Consider the following 21,264-nt stretch of genomic DNA (forward strand, 5'->3'; position numbering starts at 1 on the left):
TATAAAGCAAAAAAAATGTCTCCTACATTTGCTTAATACAAACATAAGAGACATCTTCTTCTTTTTATCGTAGGTCTAATTGCCACCCCAAAGCTGGATCGAAAACTCGACCTGCTACTGCAGTTATAGGACAGCCTGCAGACGTTTTGGAAAATCTTCGATCTTTGAAAGACTCAATTGCTTCATAACCTGAAACAAATGCGTCTTAAACATATTGATTGTATGTTCCCCACCTTCATTGCCCAATGCGCCAACGCCATACATAAATGGTCTTCCCATAAAATTGAAATCTGATCCAACTGCATGTGCCCGCGCAAGGTCAACCCCTGATCGAATACCACCATCTAACATGATTTTTATCTTCTTTTTATATTCTGGGTTGCTCGCCAAGTGGATCAATGAATTGATCGAAGATTCACTTGCATCGAGCTGTCGTCCACCATGATTTGACACAATGACTCCATCAACGCCCAATGCGATAGCAGCCTGCATATCTTCATCGATGGCAATCCCTTTAAGCACCAAGGGCCCTTTCCAAAGATCCCGAATAGCTTTAATTTTCTCAACATCAACTTTACCCGTAAATGTCCTGTTCATAAACTGTCCCAGCTGCGCTAAATCAAGTCCCTTTTCCATATAAGGCTTCAATGTTGCAAAAGAAGGAATTCCATGTCTTAATGTTTCTATACCCCAAGTCGGACAGGCAAAGGTTTGCAAGATATTGGCGATACTCATTTTAGGTGGCATAGACAATCCGCTTTTTATTTCACGATAACGAAGTCCAAAAGCAGGCACATCCACCAGAACTACCAATACCGGACATTCAACAGCCTCCAGACGTTTAATAATATCATCGCGCAACCTGTTTTCCGTAGGATGATAGAGCTGAAACCAGGCTTTCCCATCAGATACCTCGGCAATACGTTCAATACTACTTGTTGATACTGTACTCAAAATATAGGGAATATCATTTTTTGCCGCCGCTTTCGCAAGAATCTCCGGTGCATTCGGCCACATCAATCCCTGAAGTCCAATAGGTGAAACACCAAAAGGTGCACTATAACGACGACCGAATAATTCTACAGATAGGTCTATTTCTTCACTTGCAAGCAGATATTGCGGCTTCAACAGAATATTATCAAAATCATTCTCATTTCTGGCAAGGTTCAATTCTTCATTTGCACCTCCGGTCAGATAATCAAATGCAAATCGGGGAATCCTTTTCTTCGCTTTAATCTTTAGATCTTCAACAGAAGGATAACGTGTATTATATATAAATTTCTGGCTCATGATTGATGTATTATTTATAAACAGTCTATGACTGCGCGCCAAACTTAGATAAATTGCATTTCAAATGCAAGCTAATTGTAGCTAATATAAAAAAATCTGTCATACATTTCTGCGATACCCCAATTCAGCACCACCACTTACAGGTAGATTTACCCCTGTGATAAACCGTGCTTGGTTTGACAGCAGAAACACACAGGCGTCGGCAATGACATCGCCCTCAGGACAGTATCCCAGCAAATGAATATCCTTCAAAAAGTCAAAAACCTGTGTTGGATGCGCTTGCTCCAGGGTCCATTTGTTGAGCATGGGTGTCATAACAGCTGCAGGCATTACCGAATTGACACGAATACCGACAGGTGCATAATCTATGGCCATAGATTTTGTCAACGCGTTGATAGCACCCTTTGTGGCGGCATATGCCGCATGGTTCTCCTGGCCAATATCCCCCACTAAACTGCTCGTATTTAGAATACAACCAGCAGATTTCTTTAAATGAGGATAACCATACCGTGTAGTCAGAAGAACACTTTTCATGTTGGTTTCCAGCAACCTTGTCCATTCATCGTCCGTAGTTTCATGCAAAGGCTTTGACGGGCTTGCCAGACCAGCATTGTTATGGATTGCATCAAGCCGCCCAAAAACAGCAACAGTCTTTTGGATGGCCAAATCAACTTCTCGGGCTTGCGTAACATCCGCACAGATACCAATATGTGGCGCGCCGATCAGTTCGGCTGTTGCATCTACCGATACTTGATCGAGACCAATAAAGGCCACCTTTGCCCCTGCTTTGACATAGGCTTTTACACATTCCAAACCGATTCCAGCACTTCCTCCTGTAATCAATATTATTTTATCTTCTAAGATTTTCACGTTTTTATTATTCTTGTATTTAGCATCAAGTTCCAAAGAATCGGAACAAATTAAAAATTAGTTGAAAATTACATATAAAATCACGACAATAGCTAACAGCAATGCCGACAAAATACGGTAATTCCCGATACCCGGCCAGGCTTTACCCCGAAGTGGATCCATAGGGCTCTTCCAGTACAAATCCCGACTTTGTGCAGTATGCTGCACGGGATACTTATACGATAACAAAACCTGAAGTAACATACAGATCAAAAACAAATAGAAAGCCATCATCATAAATGGAGTCTGTCCTACCCACGAGTCAGGTAGCAGCTTATTCAGCAAAAATACGGCAACCCCCAAAACAGAACCTATCCACAAGGTAAGTTTTGCAGCTGTTGCCGATGCCCCTTTCCAAAACACACCTAAAAGAAATACGCAGGTTATTGGTGGTGCAATATGTGCAATCACATCATTTATGCCATAAAAAATACTCTCATAGCGATCCAATAGCGGTAAAAGAGCCAGGGAAAATCCCATGGCAATAACTGCGGCAATTTTCCCGATACGAATTAGCTGCCCATCAGAAGCAGCAGGGCGCCGCTGTTTAAAGATATCGTAACTCACCATGGTCGATATCGAATTTAGCGCACCCGATATCTGACTCATTAAACCCGATAAGAGCGCCGCTACCAAAACACCGATCAATCCCGAAGGCAAAAGTTGCGTAATCATGAGTGTATAGATACCTTTTGAATTGACCTGCCCTTGATGGTCTACGCCAAGACTGCTTAAATCCAATTGACCTGTTTTAAACAGGGTATACGCAAATAGCCCGGGAAGCACAAAAATAAATACTGGCAGAATTTTCAGAAAACCACAAAAAAGGGCGCCCACACGTCCATGGTTTTCGTCCTTAGCTCCTAAAACACGCTGAACAATCGTCTGATCGGCACACCAATACCAGATACCCAAAATCGGATAGCCAAACAATACGGCATACCAAGGCATTCCACTTCCATCGTTGCTACCACGGAGCATAGAAAGACGATCAAGGGCATTATCCTCTACCAGAACAGCTTTCATCGGCATCCAACCGCCCATCTTGTCAAAAGCTGCAAAACTGATAATAAAAGCCCCAGCAAGCAACACAATTGTCTGGATAGATTCCGTCACCACAACAGCGCGTAATCCGCCCAATATCGTATATATTCCAGTTATCACACAGATTACCGTAATACTCAAATACATATTAAATCCAAAAAGTGTTCGCAGCACAATCCCTCCGGCCAACATCGAAAAAGCGATATGAATAACAATGGCCGATAGTATGGAGATAAACGTGAGCCAATCTCTGCTGGCACGATCATAACGCCGTTCCAGAAAGTCGGGCAAGGTTGTAACACCCGATTTGAGGTAAAATGGCACAAAAAAAAGCGCCAATAAGATTAAAGTAAAGGCAGCCATCCATTCAAAGTTGCCGTTAAGCAAGCCTGTATCAAATCCGCTCTGTGCCAAACTAACCAGATGTACCGTTGAAATATTAGTTGCAAAAAGCGCCAACCCAATGGCCGGCCACCGGAGTGTCTTTCCAGCCAAAAAATACCCTTCAGCGCTTATTTCTTTTACTTTCTTAAATCGCCCTGAGCCAGCCAATATGCCGACAACCAAAATCAACACAATATAAAAGATGGCGATACCTAAATCTAAATTTCCTAACATAACGTCAACTTATAACAAATCACAACTGCTTCCCACATCCATTGGGGTACGGTACACGCCATTTGCTATAGACACAGGATGTACAAAATGAGACTTTAGGTGTGGAATATGCTCCAAAAACAAAGCCTCATGCCCAAGGCTTATATGGTTAAACAAAACAAGATGCTGATGAAGCTGCCCCATATCACCGACATGCGGCACAACGGGAATATTATATTTTCGACAAAGTAGACTCACTGAAATAAACTCGCTCACACCGCCGACTCGAACAGCATCCACCTGTACAAATCCCGCCGCACCCATTTGAAGGTAATTTTTAAACAAGATGCGGTTCGGCACATGCTCACCCATGGCAACTTTTATCGGCGCAATGTGCTCGGCTAAGCGTTTATGCCCAACAATGTCGTCGGGATGTGTCGGCTCCTCAACCCAAAAAGGGTTCATCTCCTTAAGCTCTTGACAGATGGATAGCGCCTGAGGTAGCGTCCATTGCTGATTCGCATCGAGCATTACTTTGGCTTCATCACCCGCAACCTCCCGTACAATATGCGCACGACGAATATCCCGTAATGGATCTTCACTGCCTACTTTGAGTTTCATTGCGGAGAAACCGTTGTCTAAAGCGCGTTTACAGTTCTCCCGTACTTTTTCATCAGAATAGTTAAACCAGCCTACTGATGTGTCGTAGCCCGCATAGCCCTTTTCAATAATGTCCATTCTTTTATGACCAGTTGAGATAGTCGACTCCAGCAGGCTGATGGCTTCAGCCTTTGTAAATTCATCTTCCAAATAGGAAAGATCCAACGTATTGACAATCTCCTCAGCGCTGAGGTCGGTTAACAGCTTCCAAAGTGGAACTCCTCTTGTTTTAGCCCAGAGGTCAAAACAGGCATTTGTTACCGAAGCTAGGGCCAAATGAACGATACCTTTATGGGGACCCAACCAACGAAATTGCTGTTCGTTGCTCAACTTATTAAACAATTGACCAAAATCTGCCATAAGATCTTCAATTGGAATCCCTTTCAATCGTTCGGCATAGAAAGCTGCAGCACGACAGACCAGCTCATTTCCTGCTCCCAGTGTAAAAGCCAAACCTGTCCCTACGCGCCCCTTATCATCTACCAATCGAGTCACAGCATAAGAATAGATCGGATCCTTGTGTATCGCATCACTGCCCGCACCTGTAGCCAAAGGAAATCTCCGATCCTGAATATCAAACGTCTTTATCATAAAATCTTAACGTACTTGTTTTTAGTATTTAGGTTAATCTATTTTGAATTACAACTTTAACTTATCCTTTAATTTGCGCAAAATGTCAACATCCGAATCCTTTATGCGTCCCATCCGATTGGGACCAACGTTTAAGATCAGGATATTGTCTTGTGCTGTTGCGGTCTGATAAATCCCCGCAAGCTCTTCCAAAGACTTATACTTCTTGTCCGTGGTATTATAAAACCAGCGTTCTCCAAGTACCACTGTTGTCTCAAAAGGCATATAATACGTATTCCCCTGGGCAATAAAAAGCTTAGGATCGGGATTGATCGGAAGATAAGGATCGCCTAGCCTAAAATCACTTGGAAAATAACGTATAGGGTAATAATTCTGCTGATCTTTCGGCAAAACTATGTGTTTGTCTGTATTCTCAGGTGATCCTATACTCCAGTTTATACCAATTTGACATCCGGTAACCTTTTTCTTGATCAAATTGTAAATCGCCTGCGTGGGCCATCGATAGTTCTCTTTTTCCCAGCCACCGTCCAGCCAAAGCTCAACGATATCTGTATACTTTTTGGTTATATCAACTAACTCATTAAGTTGGTTCAACATATATTGATTATATGCTGCATCTGCAGACATGTCTTTTACATTGGGATTCTGCTTTCGGTCCCATAAAGAATAATATAAACCAAGGCGCATCCCCTGTTTGGCGCATTCTTTAGCCAGCTCCTGCACAACATTTGTCGCGTTTGAAGAACTCGCCACATCGTAGTCCGTATACTTACTATCCCATAAACAAAAACCTTCATGATGTTTCGTAACCAAAATCATGTACTTCATCCCAGCTTCCTTTGCTGTCGAAACCCACTGTTTAACCTCAATAGCCGATGGTGCATACGAGCTAGCGGGTTTAGATCCGTCTGTCCACTCCTGGTCATGAAATGTATTCATGCCAAAATGAACGAACATACCATATTTTCGGTCAATTTGCTCCCGCTGATAAGCATTGGGATGTATTGATGGAACAGGTACAATAGTCTTTGTCTGAGCACAGAGATTTGTTCCCAATACAGCAAGTGCCAAACTAAATAATAATTTCTTTCTCATGGTTATATAATGTTGGTTATTACAGCATTCATTCTTTTTCTTTATTCCGTATGGAATACCTCCGCCATACCAGACCATATTTCCCCTTTCTCCTGCGCATCGGACAGGGGTTGCTGACAAGGATCCGTTTCTTTCCACCAACGCTGTGTCTCTGGATCGGACGCCATCTTCTGCATATCAAGCTTGAAATTTTGTCCTACATATTCGAAATAGCTGAAAAGAAAAAATTTACCATCTATTTCCTTCAAAAAAATAGAATAATTGCGGATATGACATGCGTCGATCTTTCGAAGTACTGTGGGCCAAACCTTGGCATGAAGTTTCTTATAATAAGCTACTTTCTCTGCTTTTAATCCTGTTATAGATGCGTAGCGAGTCACAGTACGACTTCTTTCTGCAGACCGAAAGGCTGTCGCACAAAGTACGACAAAGACGATCATGATGCTATAAGGATATAATTTAGGATTCATAAGTTCTGCACGTTATTTTATACTATTCGAAATTACGTGCTTAACAGTACCGTGACTACTGCTAGATTGCTCATTTCTCCCACTATATTAACATTTTTACCTCTGTTTACTTATTTTTAGGACAAAATAAGCTATCTTGCTTGTTCTTAATTAAAATAACCAAACGCATGAAACCTGTTTTTGCAAAAATTCTGGAAGGTGCAGCTATTACGACTTTTGCAACCAAAGATGTCCAGCGACCATTCTTCTCCACCGAATTTCACTTTCATAGCGCCTGTCAGATGACCTATATTGTGGAAAGTGAGGGAAAACGGATCATTGGAGATAATGTGAGTAACTTTGCTTCTGATGAACTCACTTTTGTAGGACCCGATCTGCCACATGTCTGGCACAATAACAATATAAATTGCCCAGGCTCTGCTATTGCGGAGACAAAGACATCCCGCTCTTTGGCCTTGTATATAGAACCAAAATTAATGATTAAACTTTTAGGGCATTTCTTTCAGACACACAAAATCGAAGCATTCTTTTCGGCCTCAAAACGTGGTCTCCTATTCCGTGGCGCAACAAAGGAACAATTGAAGGTAAAGCTAAAAAAGATTGTACAGCTGGATTATGGCTTTGAGAAAACCATTTTGTTATTGGAGATTATCGAATTGATGTTATCAACAGATGAATTTGATTACCTCTCCAGCGCGGGATACACCCACAACTATAGTCCTATTGACAATAGTAAAATTGACAGCATCTTTAAATTCGTATTTAACAACTATACTGGAGAAATTCAATTGGATCAAGTTGCGCAGCTATCTAATATGTCGAAACATTCCTTTTGCCGTTACTTCAAATCCCGTACGCAGAAAACCTTCGTCCAGTTTGTCAATGAGGTGCGCATTAGCGAATCCTGTAGATTGATCGCTGAAAATAAGCATCAAATCACGCACATTGCTTATGCCTGTGGTTTCAATAGCCTTTCAAACTTTAATAAAATTTTCAAGTCAATTAAAGGAGTCACACCTAGTCAGTACAAATCTCAAATACGGTAGTAGCAACAAAGCAGGTAGGTCATTCTTAGCTATGGAGCAGACAAACCTTTGAAAAACTGATCTTTTAAGGTAAAAGCTAATAAATGCAAACAAATTCGGTATCAGTGGGGTCTCTATAGAAACTTAAAGTTTAGTGATGAAAAAGAGAAAAAACTTATTTGAACGGTTCTCAAACTGGGCGACACACGCAACTGGTAGTTCAGCAGCATTTATTATTGCAACCTCTACAGTTATCATTTGGGCAGTAAGTGGCCCCATATTTAACTACTCTGAAACCTGGCAACTGGTCATCAATACAGGTACGACCATTGTTACTTTTCTAATGGTATTTCTTATTCAAAAATCGCAGAATAAGGATTCAAAGGCAATCCACCTCAAGCTCAATGAATTGATTGCCTCTCACGAAGGCACTAGCAATAGAATGGTTAATTTGGAAGATCTCAGTGAAGAAGAACTTGATCAGCTTGCGAAATTTTATGCCCACGTCGCTAAACTGGCGCTTCAGGAAAGTGATCTTACCTGCACACACTCAATTGATGCCGCAAAGGAAAATCACGCTTTTAAAATGAAGGCTCGAAAAGAAAGACACGACGCCTCAGACGATAATAGAACAGACAAGACGGATTAGCATTTCAAATTATGGATGGCAACCTTCCCGATCCTTTATGACTGTCCTCGCCATGATCAGGTCGAGGATCCATTTCACAAAAGAGTCCTGGCCAAGGTTGAGACTGGCTCTTAAACGGTGTTTTTGGGTATTCAATTTTACCAATAGCAGCCGTTCTTCCCATATTATCTGAATATTTCATAGCTCATTTTTTGTAAAAGGCCCAACGAAATTGAGCCTTTTACATTTTCTTTACGTAGTTGCTTTTATTAAAACACGCATTAATCATGTCCTTCGGCTTTCACAATCTTGTTATAGACAGCTACCTATTTAGCTTTCGAATTAAGATTTGTATCGGCCAGCGCGCTTAGATCTTCGTCGCATTTCTTTTCCTCACCCAGTGTTTCAAGTAGTAATTTCAATGCATCCTTGTGCTCTAACACTTTTGCAAAAGCCGCCAGCGTACCATAAGTAGCAATTTCATAATGTTCCACCTTTTGAGCCGCAGCAATAATAGCGGCATCCCGAACAGCCCCGACTTCTGTTTCTTTCATAAGGCTTTCTGCTTCTTCAACCAAGCCCGCCATCGCTTCGCATTTTTCAGCTTTTGCTTTCACTCCTATAAACTCAAAACATTGTTCGAGGCGATCCACATGTGTTTCTGTTTCCGCCAAATGTTTAGAAATAGCAGATTTCAATTGTTCTGAACTTGCATTTTTTTCCATCTTAGGAAGTGCCTTTGTCAGCGCTTTTTCAGCCCAGTAAATATCTTTCAGACCATCTTCAAATAATTCGGCTAAATCCTTTGCGGCACCTGCCTCGGCACGTAGCTTTCTTCCTTGCGAAGCAGATCCTGAAGTTGATGTGCTACCTGATTTTGTGCTTGTTTTGCTTTTGTCTGCTGTTGTTGCCATAATAATAAGTTTTATGCTCCGAAGAGCTGTTCGTCAAATAAACAGATCTCAAACTTTTTTCGTTCAGCCAGTCATGCTGATACTTTCAAATCAAGCATTTACCACATATCTCCAGTAAAAACACGTTTTTCCGAAACAAGACCCCAAAAGAACAACCACGCCACAATTAACGTACAAATCATGCTACATTGCGCACTAACACAATTAACGATCTGACAACAGCGGTGGTTCATCAACAAAATGATTATAAATTAAATGTAGCATGAATAAAAATTGTACAGTTCAGGATGCCCATCGAGGTATGGCCATCCAAAAACAACTGTTTCATAGCTGTCTGTTTTTTATTTTTAGTTTAGTTGAGAAATTGATTTTTGACTGTCCCCCAATTGACATAAAAGCTTTAATCATGGTGTAATACGAATTTGTACGATGTATTTACGTAAACAACACAGTTTTCGATTTAAATACGTAAAATATAACAGTTCCAAACCCTAACTTCTCGACCACTGTTCACTATTAAACACACACAAAAGAGTCTATGTTTATATCATCAGATCGTCTTTATCCTTTTTAGCATCCTCTATCATCCTTAGTTATGGACAAAAAGGAAATGATAACCGTAATAGCATACATCGTTAACAATTAAACAATAGCATTATGAAAACCATTTTAAAAACTTTGGGAACGCTGCTTGTGATTTTTGCCTGCATTTTAACAGTACAGGCGCAAGACAGCAACCCCGCTCAGCCACAGCCTGGAGACCTGGACTTTGCCAGCAAAGCCACGGCCAGCAACAATTTCGAACTGCAGGCAGCAAGCATTGCTCTTGCAAAATCACAAAACGCAAATATCAAACAATATGCACAGATGATCGCAGACGACCATACTGCTGCTGGAAATGAACTGTCGACCATTGTAAAGAATAAAAATTGGCAGCTGAGTACGAGTGACGATCAAAATTACAAAGTTATGATCGACCAACTCAATAATGCGGACACAGCAAATTTCGACCGCGTCTATACCGATCTGATGGTTAAGAGCCATCAGGATGCTATTTCACTTTTCAAAGATGCAAGTACAGGTACAGCAATTACAGATGCTGACCTTAAGAAATTCGCTACTGATAAAATCCCCACATTTGAAAAACATCTTGATCAAATTAAAAATATGCAGCCTTCAGATCCTCCGATAAGTGATATGCGCATTACACCCAATGCGCCATCTCCAGCTATCAAGAAAAAAGTACCCAAACCGACATTAAAATAAAATCATATTTCATTCATTCACTCCGGAGGACAAAGTCATTAAGGCTCTGTCCTTCGTTAATTCTCATAATACCATGGAACAAACATTCGACTACAAACATGAACTTCTTAATAGACAAATGGCGCTACGTGCTAAAATTGAAGAAAGCCCTATTGCGGGCGAAATTAAAATGAGTTATGGGCTGGATTTTTATCAGGAAGAAGTGCGGTCTATGGGTCTAGCGATGATTCGCGATGGCTGGGACATGGAGGGCGAACAACTGATTCTCCAATACGTACACGAACACTATCCGACACGATCGAGGGATGAACTTATTTGGATCAACAAAATGATGCATTACCTGGAGGTTATTACTGATACCTTTATCGATAATCTACATGCTGAGGGCTACCGCTGGTTACAAGGGAATGTGGATATGCCCAATGAGCACGCGATATTCTACCCAGTTCATGACTTAGATGCATTCGGAAAATTAGCCCAAGAACTAGGGTTGAATACACTTGTAGATCTGAAAATACCTAACCCATTGGAACAGTTGCCAGGTTGGATCTATTATCGTTCTGGAAGTAAATAATTTTGCGCCATTGTTCGAAAAGATACAACCAGGTCAATCCGTACTTTTATCGCGATCCAAATTGTCTAATGGCACCCCTTCTTTTGCGCTCCCATCCTCATTTTTTGTCGTATCTTTTCCACGGCTTCGGTGGATATTGTCCAAGGGTAGACCATTTTGGTTGACTACGGTGTCTATCTTAGTTTCCTCTCCTCCATTATTAGCGCTATTATCGCAAGATATTGCTGTTGCAGCAAATGCGATGGCCAAATACACGTATTTAATCATAATCTATATTTTTAATTTATTCTTCTTTAACCCTCTTCCCAGTTTAGCTATGCGGAGTGTCAACAGGCTTTAATTCAGTGATCCTTTTTGACGTAGAAGTTTAGTTTTACCAAGGAAAAGTTACCTGTTAAGTATTTATTTTCTTTCCTTGAGTGTAAAGCTTATTCGACCATTCGGTTCCATCAAAGCCATATCTACTTCATCGAGGTGCTTGCTGTTTGTTTCTAGCCGCAAGCTCGTCAGTAGATCTGTGCGACTTACACCCAGTCGATCCATCTGATCCCATTGGATTTTACCGTTCTTGTATAAAACAGCCGGCTTACCTTTTACCATATTACCCAAATAGGGAAGCCGGGCCGATACCTGGGCCAGGATTTTATTGACAATAATCATTACAAAGCCGGCAAACACCGTTGACAGGAACGGCGAGGCGCCAACTATTCCTCTAGCCAACACTGCCCCTAGTATAATAATGATTACGAAATCCACACCTGACTTTCGGCCGAGAATTCGAATTCCTCCTAATCGAACCAAAAAAAGCGCTATAATAAACATAATAAACGCGCGCGATCCCATCTGTAACATCGTGAGATCCTCACCAGAGCCAAAAAAACTGTCCATATTTATGCTGTTTTTATATCTTTGTTATACGCCCATCCATACTTCATCGGGCAATGAGCCTTTACTTTATTTCAGAACATTTTATTTCAGAACATCGATAAGAGCCCTCCGAGTTCCAACAATTTTTAAATTGAGTACTTTTACCTATTAAACAGGTGGATAATACGTTTTCATTGACTATCAACAAACTACTTCATTTATTTGACTGTCTTTAAGGAAAAGTAGACAATATGATTCATTTAGATAATCCACCTGAGGATTGCTTGGCTTTCTTTCAGGATACATTGAGGCTGCTGCAGGAGAACGGATGTCAATTTATGGTAGGTGGTGGTTTGGCCATGTTTCACTACACTGGGATCATACGGCCTACGAAGGATATGGATATTTTTTGCAAAAGCAGCGAATACCCAAAAATTCTCAAACATTTTGCCGCTAGCGGTTATAAAACAGAACTGACGGATGTGAGATGGCTGGCCAAGATTTACAAGCCCCCCTACTTTATTGATATTATTTTTGATAGTGTTAACCACAATTGTACTGTGGAACAAGATTGGTTTGACAGGGGGCCTGAAGGAGTGCTGTTTGATACAACAGTACGTTATATGCCCGCAGAGGAACTCGTTTGGTGTAAACTGTATGTGCAAAACAGAGAGCGGCACGACAGCGCCGATATAAACCATATTTGGCTAAAATATGGGAAGAAACTGGACTGGGATCGCTTATTGGCGCGGATGGATCAACATTGGCACCTCTTGTTGGCTCAAATGCTCATCTTTCAGTTTACCTATCCGCATGACTATCGCGATATTCTTCCAAAGGACTTATTTGATCAGCTTATTAAGCGGGCAGCAGATCAGTATGAACTACCTCCTTGCTTAGAGAAAGTTTGCCTGGGACCGCTCATCGACCAGACGCAATATGAGATCGATATTAAAGAATGGGCGTATAAATCATATACCATAAAAACTGTTTGAGATGAATAAAAAGACAACAATAGCCGCTTTGGGCGATATACATATGAATGCTAATCAGCATGGAAAATGGAAAACAAAATTTGAAGAGATTTCAGAAAAGGCAAAAGTCCTGCTATTGTGTGGTGATTTAACCGACACGGGTGATGAAGAAGAAGCTGAATTACTCGTTGCCGAACTTCAATCCATCAAAGTTCCGGTCGTCGCCGTATTAGGAAATCACGATTATGAAAAGGGACGGCAGAAACAGATTCGCCAAATTTTGACCGACAGTAAAATTACGGTTTTGGACGGCGAAGCAATCGTGATCGAAAATATTGGTTTTGCTGGGATAAAAGGATTTGGTGGAGGATTTGACCGTTATATGTTATCGATGTTCGGCGAAGATGCCATGAAAAGTTTTGTGCAGGAAGCTGTTAACGAATCATTGCTCCTGGACCGCGCTTTGGCAAGGTTAGAGCAAGAGCATGCAGCTATAAAAAAAGTCGCTTTGCTCCATTATGCACCTATCGCAGAAACAGTATTGGGTGAACCCGAACAGATTTATCCTTTCTTAGGCTCAACACATTTAATGGAGCCGCTCCAGCGGCGTAAAGTTACTGCCGCCTTTCATGGGCATGCGCATGCGGGAAAATTCAAAGCCCTATCCCCTGCCGGAATACCCATTTATAATGTGGCAGTACCTGTATTGAAAGCTCATCATGGCGACGATACCTGCTTTGCACTTATCGATATTTAATTAAATTTTATTCATTTGGTGTAGTTTTATCCGTTACTTTTTATTCAAAATCAACTTTAGCTTGACATTATGGCAACTGACAAACCCCAGCTCGAAGGTAATTTATTTCAAACCTTCGTAGGTTTAGATCCGTTCCTTTTAAGAACACAAAACATATAATACAAACAAACTTTAGATATGGAAAATTTAAAAAATAAGCGGATTGCCATATTGGTAGCCGATGGATTTGAAGAAATTGAATTGACCAGTCCCAAAGAAGCGCTGGAAAATGCAGGCGCCAAAACAGATATTTTATCACCGGCTAAAGGAAAAGTTCGCGCAAAAAATGGTGATGAATGGTCAAATGATTATCCTGTCGATGTTGCTCTTCAGGAGGCAGAAGAGGATCAGTACGATGGATTGCTGCTACCCGGCGGAGTCATAAGCCCCGATAAATTGAGAACCAATAAAACGGCTATTGCTTTGATCAATGCTTTTTGGGAACGCGATAAACCGATCGCGGCAATTTGTCACGGTCCACAATTACTTATTAATGCGGATTTGGTACGTGATAGAAAAATAACGTCTGTCGAAGCCATTCAAATGGACCTGATTAATGCAGGCGCATTATGGGAAGACAGTAACGTCGTCGTTGACGATAAACTTATTACGAGCCGCACGCCCGACGATTTACCCGCTTTTAATAAAGCCATTATCAAAGCATTTGCTATGGAAAAAAGAACAAAGCGTAATAGTACCATCCAATAACGTATTAAAACGACCAACCTTTTGCACCTGTAACATGTTCAGCATATAAGTAACAAATAAAACAGAACATTATGAATACAACAAAAAGTTCAAGCCATACGACTGCCAAAGGACAATCGCAGGGCAACAGCAGCAACAAAGAAAAAAAATCAGCTCCAGCAACTGCTAAAAGCGCTTCTGCGTCTAAGAGTTCACAAAATGGAAGTTCCGAAAAAACCAAAGCTGAGCTCTTGGAAATGGCAAAGAAAATGGATATCACAGGACGTCATGATATGACAAAAGATGAACTTATTAAAGCCATCGACAAACAGGGCAAAAAATAGACCCGTTTTTAACGGATAGGTTCGGCCACTATAAAAAAGACCCGCAGCAGATGCGGGTCTTTTTTATTTCTTTTTTCCATTTTGGTCCCGACAACGCGGTTTTCATTCTTTGTAGCCATATTCATCTATTGTTGTTGTTCAATTAATGTAAAAGCATATGATGAAAACCAAATCGGACAAGGCCCGCGGTATTTTTTGTATTGGTTTTCTCGATAAGTTTTTGTCGATGTCCTTCTACGGTACGTTTGCTTAAAAAAATACGGTCAGCAATCTCACCATTGGTATATCCCTCAGCGATTAGTTCCAAAACGTGCAATTCCCGTTCTGAAATATCATATTTTAACAAAATACGGTTTAGGTCCAGGGCCCTGCCCGCATAGTTTTTATACTCATTAAGACAGGAAGCACTTAAGGAACCACTGATATATTTTTCTCCTTTAGCAACTTGCCGAATGCCAAAAAGTACCTCATCACAACTACTATCCTTCACTAAATAGCCATCTGCTCCGGCACGTAATGCATTTGCCGCTATATGTTTGTCATTTTCCATCGTCAACGCAAGGATTTTTATATCGGGGTATTTCTGTTTGGCAAATTCAATGAGGGCTATCCCTCCCATCTCGCCCATATTAATATCAGTAAGGATCATATCCGGTCGATGATTGATTTTTAAAACATCCAAGGCTGCCTCAGCACTTTCAACATCAGCCAAAACAGCGATATCATCTTGCGTTTCTAAAATCAGCCGAAAACCACATCTTACCAAATGATGGTCGTCGACAAGCAATATCTGAATCATATCTGTCTGTTTAATGAACTTATGTACTCATAGGAACAGTACTCAATTGTAAAAAGTTTTTTACAATTTATCTAAAAACAAAGAATATAAGGTTGGATTTCTTTTTCTATTATAATAGCTAATTTAAAATCCGAAACCCTTTTGACCTGAGCTTTGTTCTTCGGCTGAGTGTATGCAGCGTCATGCCATCATTAAACAATAAATAATATGAAGAACCCAACAAAATTAATTGCCGTCGGTCTAATTTGCTTAGCAGCCTATGGATGTAATGGCGTTAAAACTGATGATCAAAAATCAAAGGAACTGATGCGGGACTCCGTTCCCAACGATACCACGACGATACAATATCGCGATACCACATCTGCAGAATCCCGTGGAGAAATCCCGCCAACACCACAGCCCGATACATCGACAAAAAAGTAAAATGAATATAACTTAGCTATTGTTCTTTGCTTGATAATAGCATAATTATGAAATCCTCCCATCGTGAGATGGCTGGAGATTAGATTTATTGTAGAGAGCTAGACAATGTTAACATTGCCTAGCTTTTTTTGAATTTATTCGAAAGTCAGGTTGATCTTCGAAAACCCCAATCCCTGTAAGAGCGGTTTAAACACGGTGGTTGCATTGGCCTTGGTTTGCTGCAGAATGTCTGATTTCTTAACATCATCAGCAACAGCTTTTTCCGCGGCTTTGTAAGCTTCATCCACAAGCTCTGCTTCGCGCAAGAAAGCCATTTTCGTATCATAGACTTTGGATGCTTCATGATCGATCTTGATGTAACAGATTTCTGGAGCAGGCAATTTGATGGAAACCGAATCCCCTACAACCTTGATATCTTCCGGACTAAGCTTTGTAAGATTCACACAGCCTACGGCATCTGCTTTGACTATTAACAATACACTAGCGTCGGGCAAAAACGTATTCACGTTTTTATGCTCCACCACATCGCTATAGCGGTATTTGACCAATTCCAGTTTTCCCATTGCTTCAATGCGATCCACCAACAACTGATGTTTGCTTTCCACTGTCGGTCCGCTGTTATATTTTTTATACACGAACCAAGCGCCCACTGCCAAAATGGCTACGATAATTAGAAATTTTAAAAATTTTCCCATAAACTATAGTATACAAATTAAAGACCAAGCTGCTTTTTTAGGCATTTAACCTGAAAATATTACCTAAATATTATTCTCTAGGGTCGCTAAACGGGCACGCTTGAAAATTATACCTTTTGATAGACAATTGTTTAGTCAAAAAGTTTAAAAAACATTTGGAACATATAAGCTATAATACTACTTTTGTGACATCAAAATCATGGTAGGTATAGCTCAGTTGGTTAGAGCACTAGATTGTGGTTCTAGGGGTCGTCGGTTCGAACCCGATTACTTACCCAAAAGGCAGATCAAATGATCTGCCTTTTTTGTTTTCTTGTAACTCCTTGTTAATCTAATCTATTCAAAAAAACTGAACTGACCTATACGGTTCGATGTAGTAGGTTTTTGTAAGTAGATCATTCAGGAAAAATAAAGGGCTACATTATTGGACATTAAATATTATCCTAAGATCATTAAACCAATCACGAAAGAGTCCGGTCATTGATCAATGCTGTTTCAGAAAATGATCTGACGAATTCAATTGCATTTATTAAACTGGCCAAGCTTTCATACTTTAGGCCACTACCTATGATCTGGCCATTAGTCCCTGTTAACTCAAAATAGAGTTTTCCACTGATGGCTCTACACTTAATTTTAGTATCATCTTTTGCATTTCTACGGATGGAAGCAATGCTATTTAAACAATTTTCTTTAGTTATATAACATTCACTATTTAAAATTACCTGTCCATTGTCTGCGATTAATTGAAACTGATATTCGCCATATTTCGTTAATGTAATCTCAAATATTCCCATACGTCAGTGCTATTTTACTCTTATTGTATCTTAAATTATTCCCCTTATCCAATTTGAAAAAAGTTATACTGTCCAAGGGAATTCATTATAAAACATAAAAAATCCCACTCATACAGATACGGTGGGATTTTTAGCAGTCTATTTGACGGATTCTTTGGGAACCGGAACTAGGCAAATTAAATGTTATAGCTAATAATTTTGCCATATCGTAATAAGAACAAAGCTAATTCATTAGTCCTTTCTTTCATTATCCTAATCATTCCATTTGTTTACAAATTTATTTATCAACTAGGCTAGTATTTTTTTTCATCTGATCAGTCTTCAAAAACAATAAAAAATGATTTGAATTCATTTTCTATTGTTTTTTATTCTAAGTCAACAAATAGTATAAGTAAAAATTTAAATCGCGCAAGGAATAAACCAAATTATCCAATCTATAAAATGATATACACTATACTTTTGACACTCATATATTAACAGCATACATATTACTTAAATCTTCTCTAAAAGGAAAGCTGAACTAAATTCCGAGGATCTACGTCGGAAAAATCGAAATGGAGCATTATATTGCGGCAAGATCATCCAACATTAACACAATAGAATCTGTCAATATCAAAAAGGATAGACTACAAATTAATTAAATATTGCAGTGCTAAAGGAATAAATGAACATATATTATTGGGTAAAGAAACTTACCCACTCCGGCGGAACTTGACGGATTCTTGGAGACCGAAGCGAGGTAAGTATATCTTTTGTAGATGTAGTTTTTGTTACATTACAAATGTAATCTATTGAAGCATAAAACATGTTGCCATAATCATTCCTTCCGTTTACAAATTCAACTATTTTATAATTTTTCAAGACTCGTTTACCCTTTATTACCCCGTGACGGTGGGAAAAATACGTTTTAAGCATCTTTTTCAGATAACAACAACACAATACACATGAAAGGTGCTATCTCTACAAACTATTAACGCCACATAAACCCGCCAATACGGAAAAAACGGAGCAACTTGTTGATCATGGTCAAAGCAGGTTTCTTAATCTTCCATTTTAATCCATCGAATCCTGTGGGAGCCGCATTGAAATCTTTCACTGTCGCCGCTCCTGTCTTCATATGTATCGGCGCTTCATCCCTTCGATGCTTCTCCACGACCAAGATGCTATCATAATAGTGTAGGGAACTTACCGAACGCGTAAATCCATTGACCTTCAGTCCACGTTGTTCGGAATGGTAAGCATTGATGTAATCAATAAAATTTTTACTGTATTCAATAAAAGTACCATTCCTTTTATGGCCACCACCATAAAATACCTGATAAGATGTATGTAAATCTTCGCAAAGGTAAACGCCATTATCTTTCACATGATCAAAAAGCTCCTCAAATGTCACAATCTGTTGTATCATCGTATGGCCGCCATCATCGATCAATATATCGATCGGCGGAATGGATTCTTTTACCTGGCGTAGGAACTTCCGGTCCGACTGTGAACCAATAAATATCTCTACATTCTCTTCTTCGAGTTCCTTACAGTGCGGATTGATGTCGATACCGTAAATTTTCGCACGATCACCAAAATAGTTCTTCCACATCTGAAGACTTCCGCCCTGAAAAACCCCAACTTCCAACACCACGATCTCTTTGCCTTTGAAACGACTAAAATGTCTGTCGTATACATCGAAATAATGCATCCATTTATTGATTAGCTTCGCATCATTATTTCGGAAATAAGTTTCTAACTCGTTCATGTCCTTCGGTCTATTTTAAGGGGTTCTGGTTTTTTATGCTTTGAATTTATTGAAATATAACGAAAAAAGCAACGATATATTTTTGTTTCAGCAGAATTTTAAAATTTAAATTTTACAACATTTAAATTATTTTCCTACATTTACATAACTGGTTATATAATTACTTATAATACAATGAAACTATTTGAAAAAACAGGAAAAATAGCATTAGGAAGCAGATTGCGCTACATGGCTTCAAATATCACAGAAGAGGCCGCCCGATTACATGAGCTTTATCAGATTGATTTTGCGCCCAAGTGGTTTCCCGTTTTCTTTATCTTGTCTGAGGGTGATTCAAAAACAATTACCGATATAGCAACAGAGATTGGCCACTCCCAGCCATCAGTCACTAAAATCGTTAAAGAAATGATCAACGCAGGTCTTGTAGAGGATAACCTTCGCTCTGTGGATAAACGGCGAAATATGGTTGGATTGACCGATAAAGGAAAAATGCTTTGGGAAAGAATGAAAATTCAATGCATCGATATCGATCGCGCCATAGATGGGATTATCCAGGAAGCCACGCACAATCTATGGGAAGCTTTAGCTGAATGGGAATTTCTCCTTGAACAAAAATCCTTGTTGAAACGCGTTCAGGAACAAAAGAAAATGCGTGAAAGTAAGGATGTCAACATTGTTCCATACAATTCAACATACCGCCTGGCATTTAAGTCTTTGAATGAGGAATGGATTTCTACCTATTTTGAAATGGAAGAAACTGACCATAAAGCACTTGACAATCCAGAGGAGTATATTTTGGCAAAAGGGGGTAAAATTATGGTTGCTCTTTATAACGATGAACCTGTAGGTGTATGCTCACTTATTAAAATGAATCATCCCGATTTTGACTATGAATTGGCAAAAATGGCGGTATCCCCAACAGTGCAAGGCAAAAGTATAGGCTACCTTTTGGGAAGAGCAATTATTGAAGAAGCAAAAACCTTAGGGGCATCAAAACTGTTTCTCGAGAGCAACACCATTTTGAAACCTGCAATCAATCTCTATTACAAGTTGGGTTTCCAAAAGATTAGCGGCTATCCAAGTCCTTATCAACGATGTAATATCCAGATGGAACTGGATTTAAAAAAATAGCCTTGAGCAGTAGAAACATAAACTGGAATAAGCTAAATCAGATAAGCGAATGAATGCTTCCCCAAAAAAGGGAAGCATTTTTGTTTAACTAATTTTTCAAATAAAAGGTGATACTTTTCGCTAAATTGGTACATGTCTATAAATGATATTGCTATGCAACAATTGATCAATTCAAATCGAACAATAGACCGACAGGTGCTCTTTATGAACTTGTATAAAAGTACATTTCCCATCGTGGCTAAGTATATCAGTCGCATGGGAGGTAATTTGGATGAAGCCAAAGATGTATTTCAGGACGCTTTGCTGGTGTATTATGAAAAGATTCTTTTAACAGCAGCACCACTAAACAACGATATTGGCTATTTGGTTGGAACAGCCAAAAATCTATGGTTAAAACGGTATGGTCAATCCAGTCCAAACCTTCCCCTGGATCAAGTGGATATTGCTTTGACAACCGAAGAGTCTCCTTCTAGCACAAGGCTGTTTCGTTTTTTGGAGACTGCTGGGCGTAAATGTTTAGAACTCTTGAAAAGCTTCTATTATGATCAAATGTCACTGCAGGAAATTGCAGATGAATATGGCTATTCGGGAACAAGGAGCGCCACTGTACAGAAATTTAAATGCCTAGAGAAAGTTAGAGAATCCGTTAAACAAAAATCCCTGGTTTATGATGACTTCATGGAATGAAACTCAGCAGATAGAAGCGTTTATCTTTGGAATAGCGGAGCCGGAAGATGCACTGCTTTTTGAAGCGAAATTGGTGTTGGACGAAGAGTTGGCACACAAGGTTATTGCGCAACAAAAAGCTTATGCAGCTATTCGGCAATTCGGGCGCAAACAAGTGAAAATGGAAATTGAAGCCATAACGCAGGCATTATTTACGCATCCTGAACATGTCTCTTTTAGAAAAAAAATAATAAAGCTATTTAGCAAATCCTAAA

The 21,264-nt window shown here is 39.8% G+C and carries 26 protein-coding genes and 1 tRNA gene; 13 read left to right on the forward strand and 14 right to left on the reverse strand.

Annotated elements, in window-relative coordinates:
* Positions 1-123 precede the first annotated feature (123 nt).
* The 6 genes from HS960_RS08360 to HS960_RS08385 all read right to left on the reverse strand — a co-directional run bounded on the left by HS960_RS08360 (position 124) and on the right by HS960_RS08385 (position 6,656).
* Complete coding sequence (locus HS960_RS08360; protein ID WP_182332095.1) at positions 124-1,290, reverse strand: alpha-hydroxy acid oxidase; 1,167 nt, start codon at positions 1,288-1,290, stop codon at positions 124-126.
* 99 nt (positions 1,291-1,389) lie between these two features.
* Positions 1,390-2,160 (reverse strand): SDR family NAD(P)-dependent oxidoreductase, encoded by a 771-nt coding sequence (locus HS960_RS08365; protein ID WP_182332097.1) that lies wholly within the window; start codon positions 2,158-2,160, stop codon positions 1,390-1,392.
* A 57-nt stretch (positions 2,161-2,217) separates the two neighbouring features.
* Positions 2,218-3,861: a sodium:solute symporter gene (locus tag HS960_RS08370; protein WP_153845977.1), complete on the reverse strand. Its 1,644-nt coding sequence runs from the start codon at positions 3,859-3,861 to the stop codon at positions 2,218-2,220.
* Positions 3,862-3,870: 9 nt separating this feature from the next.
* Positions 3,871-5,091 carry an enolase C-terminal domain-like protein gene (locus HS960_RS08375; protein WP_153845976.1) on the reverse strand — a complete coding sequence of 407 codons (1,221 nt, stop codon included), beginning with the start codon at positions 5,089-5,091 and terminating at the stop codon, positions 3,871-3,873.
* Positions 5,092-5,139: 48 nt separating this feature from the next.
* The gene (locus HS960_RS08380) at positions 5,140-6,186 is read right to left on the reverse strand and encodes an alpha-L-fucosidase (protein WP_153845975.1); all 1,047 of its coding nucleotides are present in this window, start codon (positions 6,184-6,186) and stop codon (positions 5,140-5,142) included.
* A gap of 41 nt (positions 6,187-6,227) precedes the next feature.
* Positions 6,228-6,656 (reverse strand): L-rhamnose mutarotase, encoded by a 429-nt coding sequence (locus tag HS960_RS08385; protein ID WP_182332099.1) that lies wholly within the window; start codon positions 6,654-6,656, stop codon positions 6,228-6,230.
* A gap of 167 nt (positions 6,657-6,823) precedes the next feature.
* Here HS960_RS08385 and HS960_RS08390 point away from each other — a divergent pair, with 167 nt between their 5' ends.
* Together HS960_RS08390 and HS960_RS08395 are read left to right on the forward strand one after the other, a co-directional pair.
* A complete protein-coding gene (locus HS960_RS08390) occupies positions 6,824-7,702 on the forward strand; it encodes an AraC family transcriptional regulator (protein ID WP_153845974.1) in 879 nt (292 codons plus the stop codon).
* Positions 7,703-7,838: 136 nt separating this feature from the next.
* The gene (locus tag HS960_RS08395) at positions 7,839-8,330 is read left to right on the forward strand and encodes a low affinity iron permease family protein (protein WP_182332100.1); all 492 of its coding nucleotides are present in this window, start codon (positions 7,839-7,841) and stop codon (positions 8,328-8,330) included.
* A 4-nt stretch (positions 8,331-8,334) separates the two neighbouring features.
* Here the strand turns inward: HS960_RS08395 and HS960_RS26885 are convergent, their stop codons facing one another.
* The gene (locus HS960_RS26885) at positions 8,335-8,511 is read right to left on the reverse strand and encodes a hypothetical protein (RefSeq protein ID WP_228280251.1); all 177 of its coding nucleotides are present in this window, start codon (positions 8,509-8,511) and stop codon (positions 8,335-8,337) included.
* 124 nt (positions 8,512-8,635) lie between these two features.
* On the reverse strand, positions 8,636-9,223 hold the full coding sequence (locus HS960_RS08405) for a YciE/YciF ferroxidase family protein (RefSeq protein WP_182332102.1): 588 nt from the start codon (positions 9,221-9,223) through the stop codon (positions 8,636-8,638).
* Positions 9,224-9,880: 657 nt separating this feature from the next.
* Here HS960_RS08405 and HS960_RS08410 point away from each other — a divergent pair.
* Both HS960_RS08410 and HS960_RS08415 read left to right on the forward strand, forming a co-directional pair.
* Positions 9,881-10,489: a DUF4142 domain-containing protein gene (locus HS960_RS08410; RefSeq protein ID WP_182332104.1), complete on the forward strand. Its 609-nt coding sequence runs from the start codon at positions 9,881-9,883 to the stop codon at positions 10,487-10,489.
* Between the two features lie 73 nt (positions 10,490-10,562).
* Entirely contained in the window at positions 10,563-11,063 is a 501-nt protein-coding gene (locus HS960_RS08415; protein WP_182332106.1) for a hypothetical protein, read from the forward strand.
* A gap of 33 nt (positions 11,064-11,096) precedes the next feature.
* On the opposite strand, the gene HS960_RS08420 is transcribed toward HS960_RS08415, so the two are convergent.
* Positions 11,097-11,330 carry a hypothetical protein gene (locus tag HS960_RS08420; protein WP_153845969.1) on the reverse strand — a complete coding sequence of 78 codons (234 nt, stop codon included), beginning with the start codon at positions 11,328-11,330 and terminating at the stop codon, positions 11,097-11,099.
* 135 nt (positions 11,331-11,465) lie between these two features.
* A complete protein-coding gene (locus HS960_RS08425; RefSeq protein ID WP_153845968.1) occupies positions 11,466-11,951 on the reverse strand; it encodes a DUF421 domain-containing protein in 486 nt (161 codons plus the stop codon).
* 230 nt (positions 11,952-12,181) lie between these two features.
* On the opposite strand from HS960_RS08425, the gene HS960_RS08430 reads away from it, so the two are divergent.
* The 4 genes from HS960_RS08430 to HS960_RS08445 all read left to right on the forward strand — a co-directional run bounded on the left by HS960_RS08430 (position 12,182) and on the right by HS960_RS08445 (position 14,731).
* Positions 12,182-12,925 (forward strand): nucleotidyltransferase, encoded by a 744-nt coding sequence (locus tag HS960_RS08430; protein WP_159726798.1) that lies wholly within the window; start codon positions 12,182-12,184, stop codon positions 12,923-12,925.
* A 1-nt stretch (position 12,926) separates the two neighbouring features.
* The gene (locus tag HS960_RS08435; RefSeq protein ID WP_182332109.1) at positions 12,927-13,661 is read left to right on the forward strand and encodes a metallophosphoesterase family protein; all 735 of its coding nucleotides are present in this window, start codon (positions 12,927-12,929) and stop codon (positions 13,659-13,661) included.
* Positions 13,662-13,838: 177 nt separating this feature from the next.
* Positions 13,839-14,408 carry a type 1 glutamine amidotransferase domain-containing protein gene (locus HS960_RS08440; RefSeq protein WP_159726800.1) on the forward strand — a complete coding sequence of 190 codons (570 nt, stop codon included), beginning with the start codon at positions 13,839-13,841 and terminating at the stop codon, positions 14,406-14,408.
* Positions 14,409-14,479: 71 nt separating this feature from the next.
* Entirely contained in the window at positions 14,480-14,731 is a 252-nt protein-coding gene (locus HS960_RS08445; protein ID WP_182332111.1) for a Rho termination factor N-terminal domain-containing protein, read from the forward strand.
* Positions 14,732-14,873: 142 nt separating this feature from the next.
* Here the strand turns inward: HS960_RS08445 and HS960_RS08450 are convergent, their stop codons facing one another.
* Positions 14,874-15,530 carry a response regulator transcription factor gene (locus HS960_RS08450; protein WP_182332113.1) on the reverse strand — a complete coding sequence of 219 codons (657 nt, stop codon included), beginning with the start codon at positions 15,528-15,530 and terminating at the stop codon, positions 14,874-14,876.
* 207 nt (positions 15,531-15,737) lie between these two features.
* Between HS960_RS08450 and HS960_RS08455 the strand changes: the two genes are divergently transcribed.
* Positions 15,738-15,953, forward strand: a complete 216-nt coding sequence (locus HS960_RS08455) for a hypothetical protein (RefSeq protein WP_088161489.1) — start codon at positions 15,738-15,740, stop codon at positions 15,951-15,953.
* A gap of 134 nt (positions 15,954-16,087) precedes the next feature.
* On the opposite strand, the gene HS960_RS08460 is transcribed toward HS960_RS08455, so the two are convergent.
* Positions 16,088-16,648, reverse strand: coding sequence for a DUF4230 domain-containing protein (locus HS960_RS08460; RefSeq protein ID WP_153845962.1), 561 nt, complete (start codon positions 16,646-16,648; stop codon positions 16,088-16,090).
* 202 nt (positions 16,649-16,850) lie between these two features.
* On the opposite strand from HS960_RS08460, the gene HS960_RS08465 reads away from it, so the two are divergent.
* Positions 16,851-16,924 (forward strand) — tRNA-His (locus HS960_RS08465).
* A gap of 185 nt (positions 16,925-17,109) precedes the next feature.
* Here the strand turns inward: HS960_RS08465 and HS960_RS08470 are convergent.
* Positions 17,110-17,442, reverse strand: a complete 333-nt coding sequence (locus HS960_RS08470; protein WP_182332115.1) for a YegP family protein — start codon at positions 17,440-17,442, stop codon at positions 17,110-17,112.
* A 970-nt stretch (positions 17,443-18,412) separates the two neighbouring features.
* Positions 18,413-19,192: a class I SAM-dependent methyltransferase gene (locus HS960_RS08475; RefSeq protein WP_120335935.1), complete on the reverse strand. Its 780-nt coding sequence runs from the start codon at positions 19,190-19,192 to the stop codon at positions 18,413-18,415.
* A 174-nt stretch (positions 19,193-19,366) separates the two neighbouring features.
* On the opposite strand from HS960_RS08475, the gene HS960_RS08480 reads away from it, so the two are divergent.
* The 3 genes from HS960_RS08480 (at position 19,367) to HS960_RS08490 (ending at position 21,263) form a co-directional block, all read left to right on the forward strand.
* Positions 19,367-20,323: a bifunctional helix-turn-helix transcriptional regulator/GNAT family N-acetyltransferase gene (locus HS960_RS08480; RefSeq protein ID WP_159726808.1), complete on the forward strand. Its 957-nt coding sequence runs from the start codon at positions 19,367-19,369 to the stop codon at positions 20,321-20,323.
* A 153-nt stretch (positions 20,324-20,476) separates the two neighbouring features.
* Entirely contained in the window at positions 20,477-21,010 is a 534-nt protein-coding gene (locus HS960_RS08485) for an RNA polymerase sigma factor (RefSeq protein WP_159726810.1), read from the forward strand.
* The gene (locus HS960_RS08490) at positions 20,991-21,263 is read left to right on the forward strand and encodes a hypothetical protein (RefSeq protein WP_159726812.1); all 273 of its coding nucleotides are present in this window, start codon (positions 20,991-20,993) and stop codon (positions 21,261-21,263) included. The genes HS960_RS08485 and HS960_RS08490 overlap by 20 nt, the downstream gene beginning before the upstream one ends.
* Position 21,264 lies beyond the last annotated feature (1 nt).

Source organism: Sphingobacterium paramultivorum, assembly GCF_014109745.1.
Classification (GTDB): domain Bacteria; phylum Bacteroidota; class Bacteroidia; order Sphingobacteriales; family Sphingobacteriaceae; genus Sphingobacterium; species Sphingobacterium paramultivorum.

What these genes read in the sequence shown, in the direction of transcription:
- HS960_RS08370 (WP_153845977.1), bottom strand. Translation starts at nt 3,861, where the DNA reads ATGTTAGGAAATTTAGATTTAGGTATCGCCATCTTTTATATTGTGTTG.
- HS960_RS08360 (WP_182332095.1), bottom strand. Translation starts at nt 1,290, where the DNA reads ATGAGCCAGAAATTTATATATAATACACGTTATCCTTCTGTTGAAGAT.
- HS960_RS08420 (WP_153845969.1), bottom strand. Translation starts at nt 11,330, where the DNA reads ATGATTAAATACGTGTATTTGGCCATCGCATTTGCTGCAACAGCAATA.
- HS960_RS08440 (WP_159726800.1), top strand. Translation starts at nt 13,839, where the DNA reads ATGGAAAATTTAAAAAATAAGCGGATTGCCATATTGGTAGCCGATGGA.
- HS960_RS08445 (WP_182332111.1), top strand. Translation starts at nt 14,480, where the DNA reads ATGAATACAACAAAAAGTTCAAGCCATACGACTGCCAAAGGACAATCG.
- HS960_RS08375 (WP_153845976.1), bottom strand. Translation starts at nt 5,091, where the DNA reads ATGATAAAGACGTTTGATATTCAGGATCGGAGATTTCCTTTGGCTACA.
- HS960_RS08395 (WP_182332100.1), top strand. Translation starts at nt 7,839, where the DNA reads ATGAAAAAGAGAAAAAACTTATTTGAACGGTTCTCAAACTGGGCGACA.
- HS960_RS08385 (WP_182332099.1), bottom strand. Translation starts at nt 6,656, where the DNA reads ATGAATCCTAAATTATATCCTTATAGCATCATGATCGTCTTTGTCGTA.
- HS960_RS08450 (WP_182332113.1), bottom strand. Translation starts at nt 15,530, where the DNA reads ATGATTCAGATATTGCTTGTCGACGACCATCATTTGGTAAGATGTGGT.
- HS960_RS26885 (WP_228280251.1), bottom strand. Translation starts at nt 8,511, where the DNA reads ATGAAATATTCAGATAATATGGGAAGAACGGCTGCTATTGGTAAAATT.
- HS960_RS08490 (WP_159726812.1), top strand. Translation starts at nt 20,991, where the DNA reads ATGATGACTTCATGGAATGAAACTCAGCAGATAGAAGCGTTTATCTTT.
- HS960_RS08485 (WP_159726810.1), top strand. Translation starts at nt 20,477, where the DNA reads ATGCAACAATTGATCAATTCAAATCGAACAATAGACCGACAGGTGCTC.
- HS960_RS08455 (WP_088161489.1), top strand. Translation starts at nt 15,738, where the DNA reads ATGAAGAACCCAACAAAATTAATTGCCGTCGGTCTAATTTGCTTAGCA.
- HS960_RS08425 (WP_153845968.1), bottom strand. Translation starts at nt 11,951, where the DNA reads ATGGACAGTTTTTTTGGCTCTGGTGAGGATCTCACGATGTTACAGATG.
- HS960_RS08435 (WP_182332109.1), top strand. Translation starts at nt 12,927, where the DNA reads ATGAATAAAAAGACAACAATAGCCGCTTTGGGCGATATACATATGAAT.
- HS960_RS08405 (WP_182332102.1), bottom strand. Translation starts at nt 9,223, where the DNA reads ATGGCAACAACAGCAGACAAAAGCAAAACAAGCACAAAATCAGGTAGC.
- HS960_RS08460 (WP_153845962.1), bottom strand. Translation starts at nt 16,648, where the DNA reads ATGGGAAAATTTTTAAAATTTCTAATTATCGTAGCCATTTTGGCAGTG.
- HS960_RS08430 (WP_159726798.1), top strand. Translation starts at nt 12,182, where the DNA reads ATGATTCATTTAGATAATCCACCTGAGGATTGCTTGGCTTTCTTTCAG.
- HS960_RS08470 (WP_182332115.1), bottom strand. Translation starts at nt 17,442, where the DNA reads ATGGGAATATTTGAGATTACATTAACGAAATATGGCGAATATCAGTTT.
- HS960_RS08475 (WP_120335935.1), bottom strand. Translation starts at nt 19,192, where the DNA reads ATGAACGAGTTAGAAACTTATTTCCGAAATAATGATGCGAAGCTAATC.
- HS960_RS08415 (WP_182332106.1), top strand. Translation starts at nt 10,563, where the DNA reads ATGGAACAAACATTCGACTACAAACATGAACTTCTTAATAGACAAATG.
- HS960_RS08390 (WP_153845974.1), top strand. Translation starts at nt 6,824, where the DNA reads ATGAAACCTGTTTTTGCAAAAATTCTGGAAGGTGCAGCTATTACGACT.
- HS960_RS08480 (WP_159726808.1), top strand. Translation starts at nt 19,367, where the DNA reads ATGAAACTATTTGAAAAAACAGGAAAAATAGCATTAGGAAGCAGATTG.
- HS960_RS08380 (WP_153845975.1), bottom strand. Translation starts at nt 6,186, where the DNA reads ATGAGAAAGAAATTATTATTTAGTTTGGCACTTGCTGTATTGGGAACA.
- HS960_RS08410 (WP_182332104.1), top strand. Translation starts at nt 9,881, where the DNA reads ATGAAAACCATTTTAAAAACTTTGGGAACGCTGCTTGTGATTTTTGCC.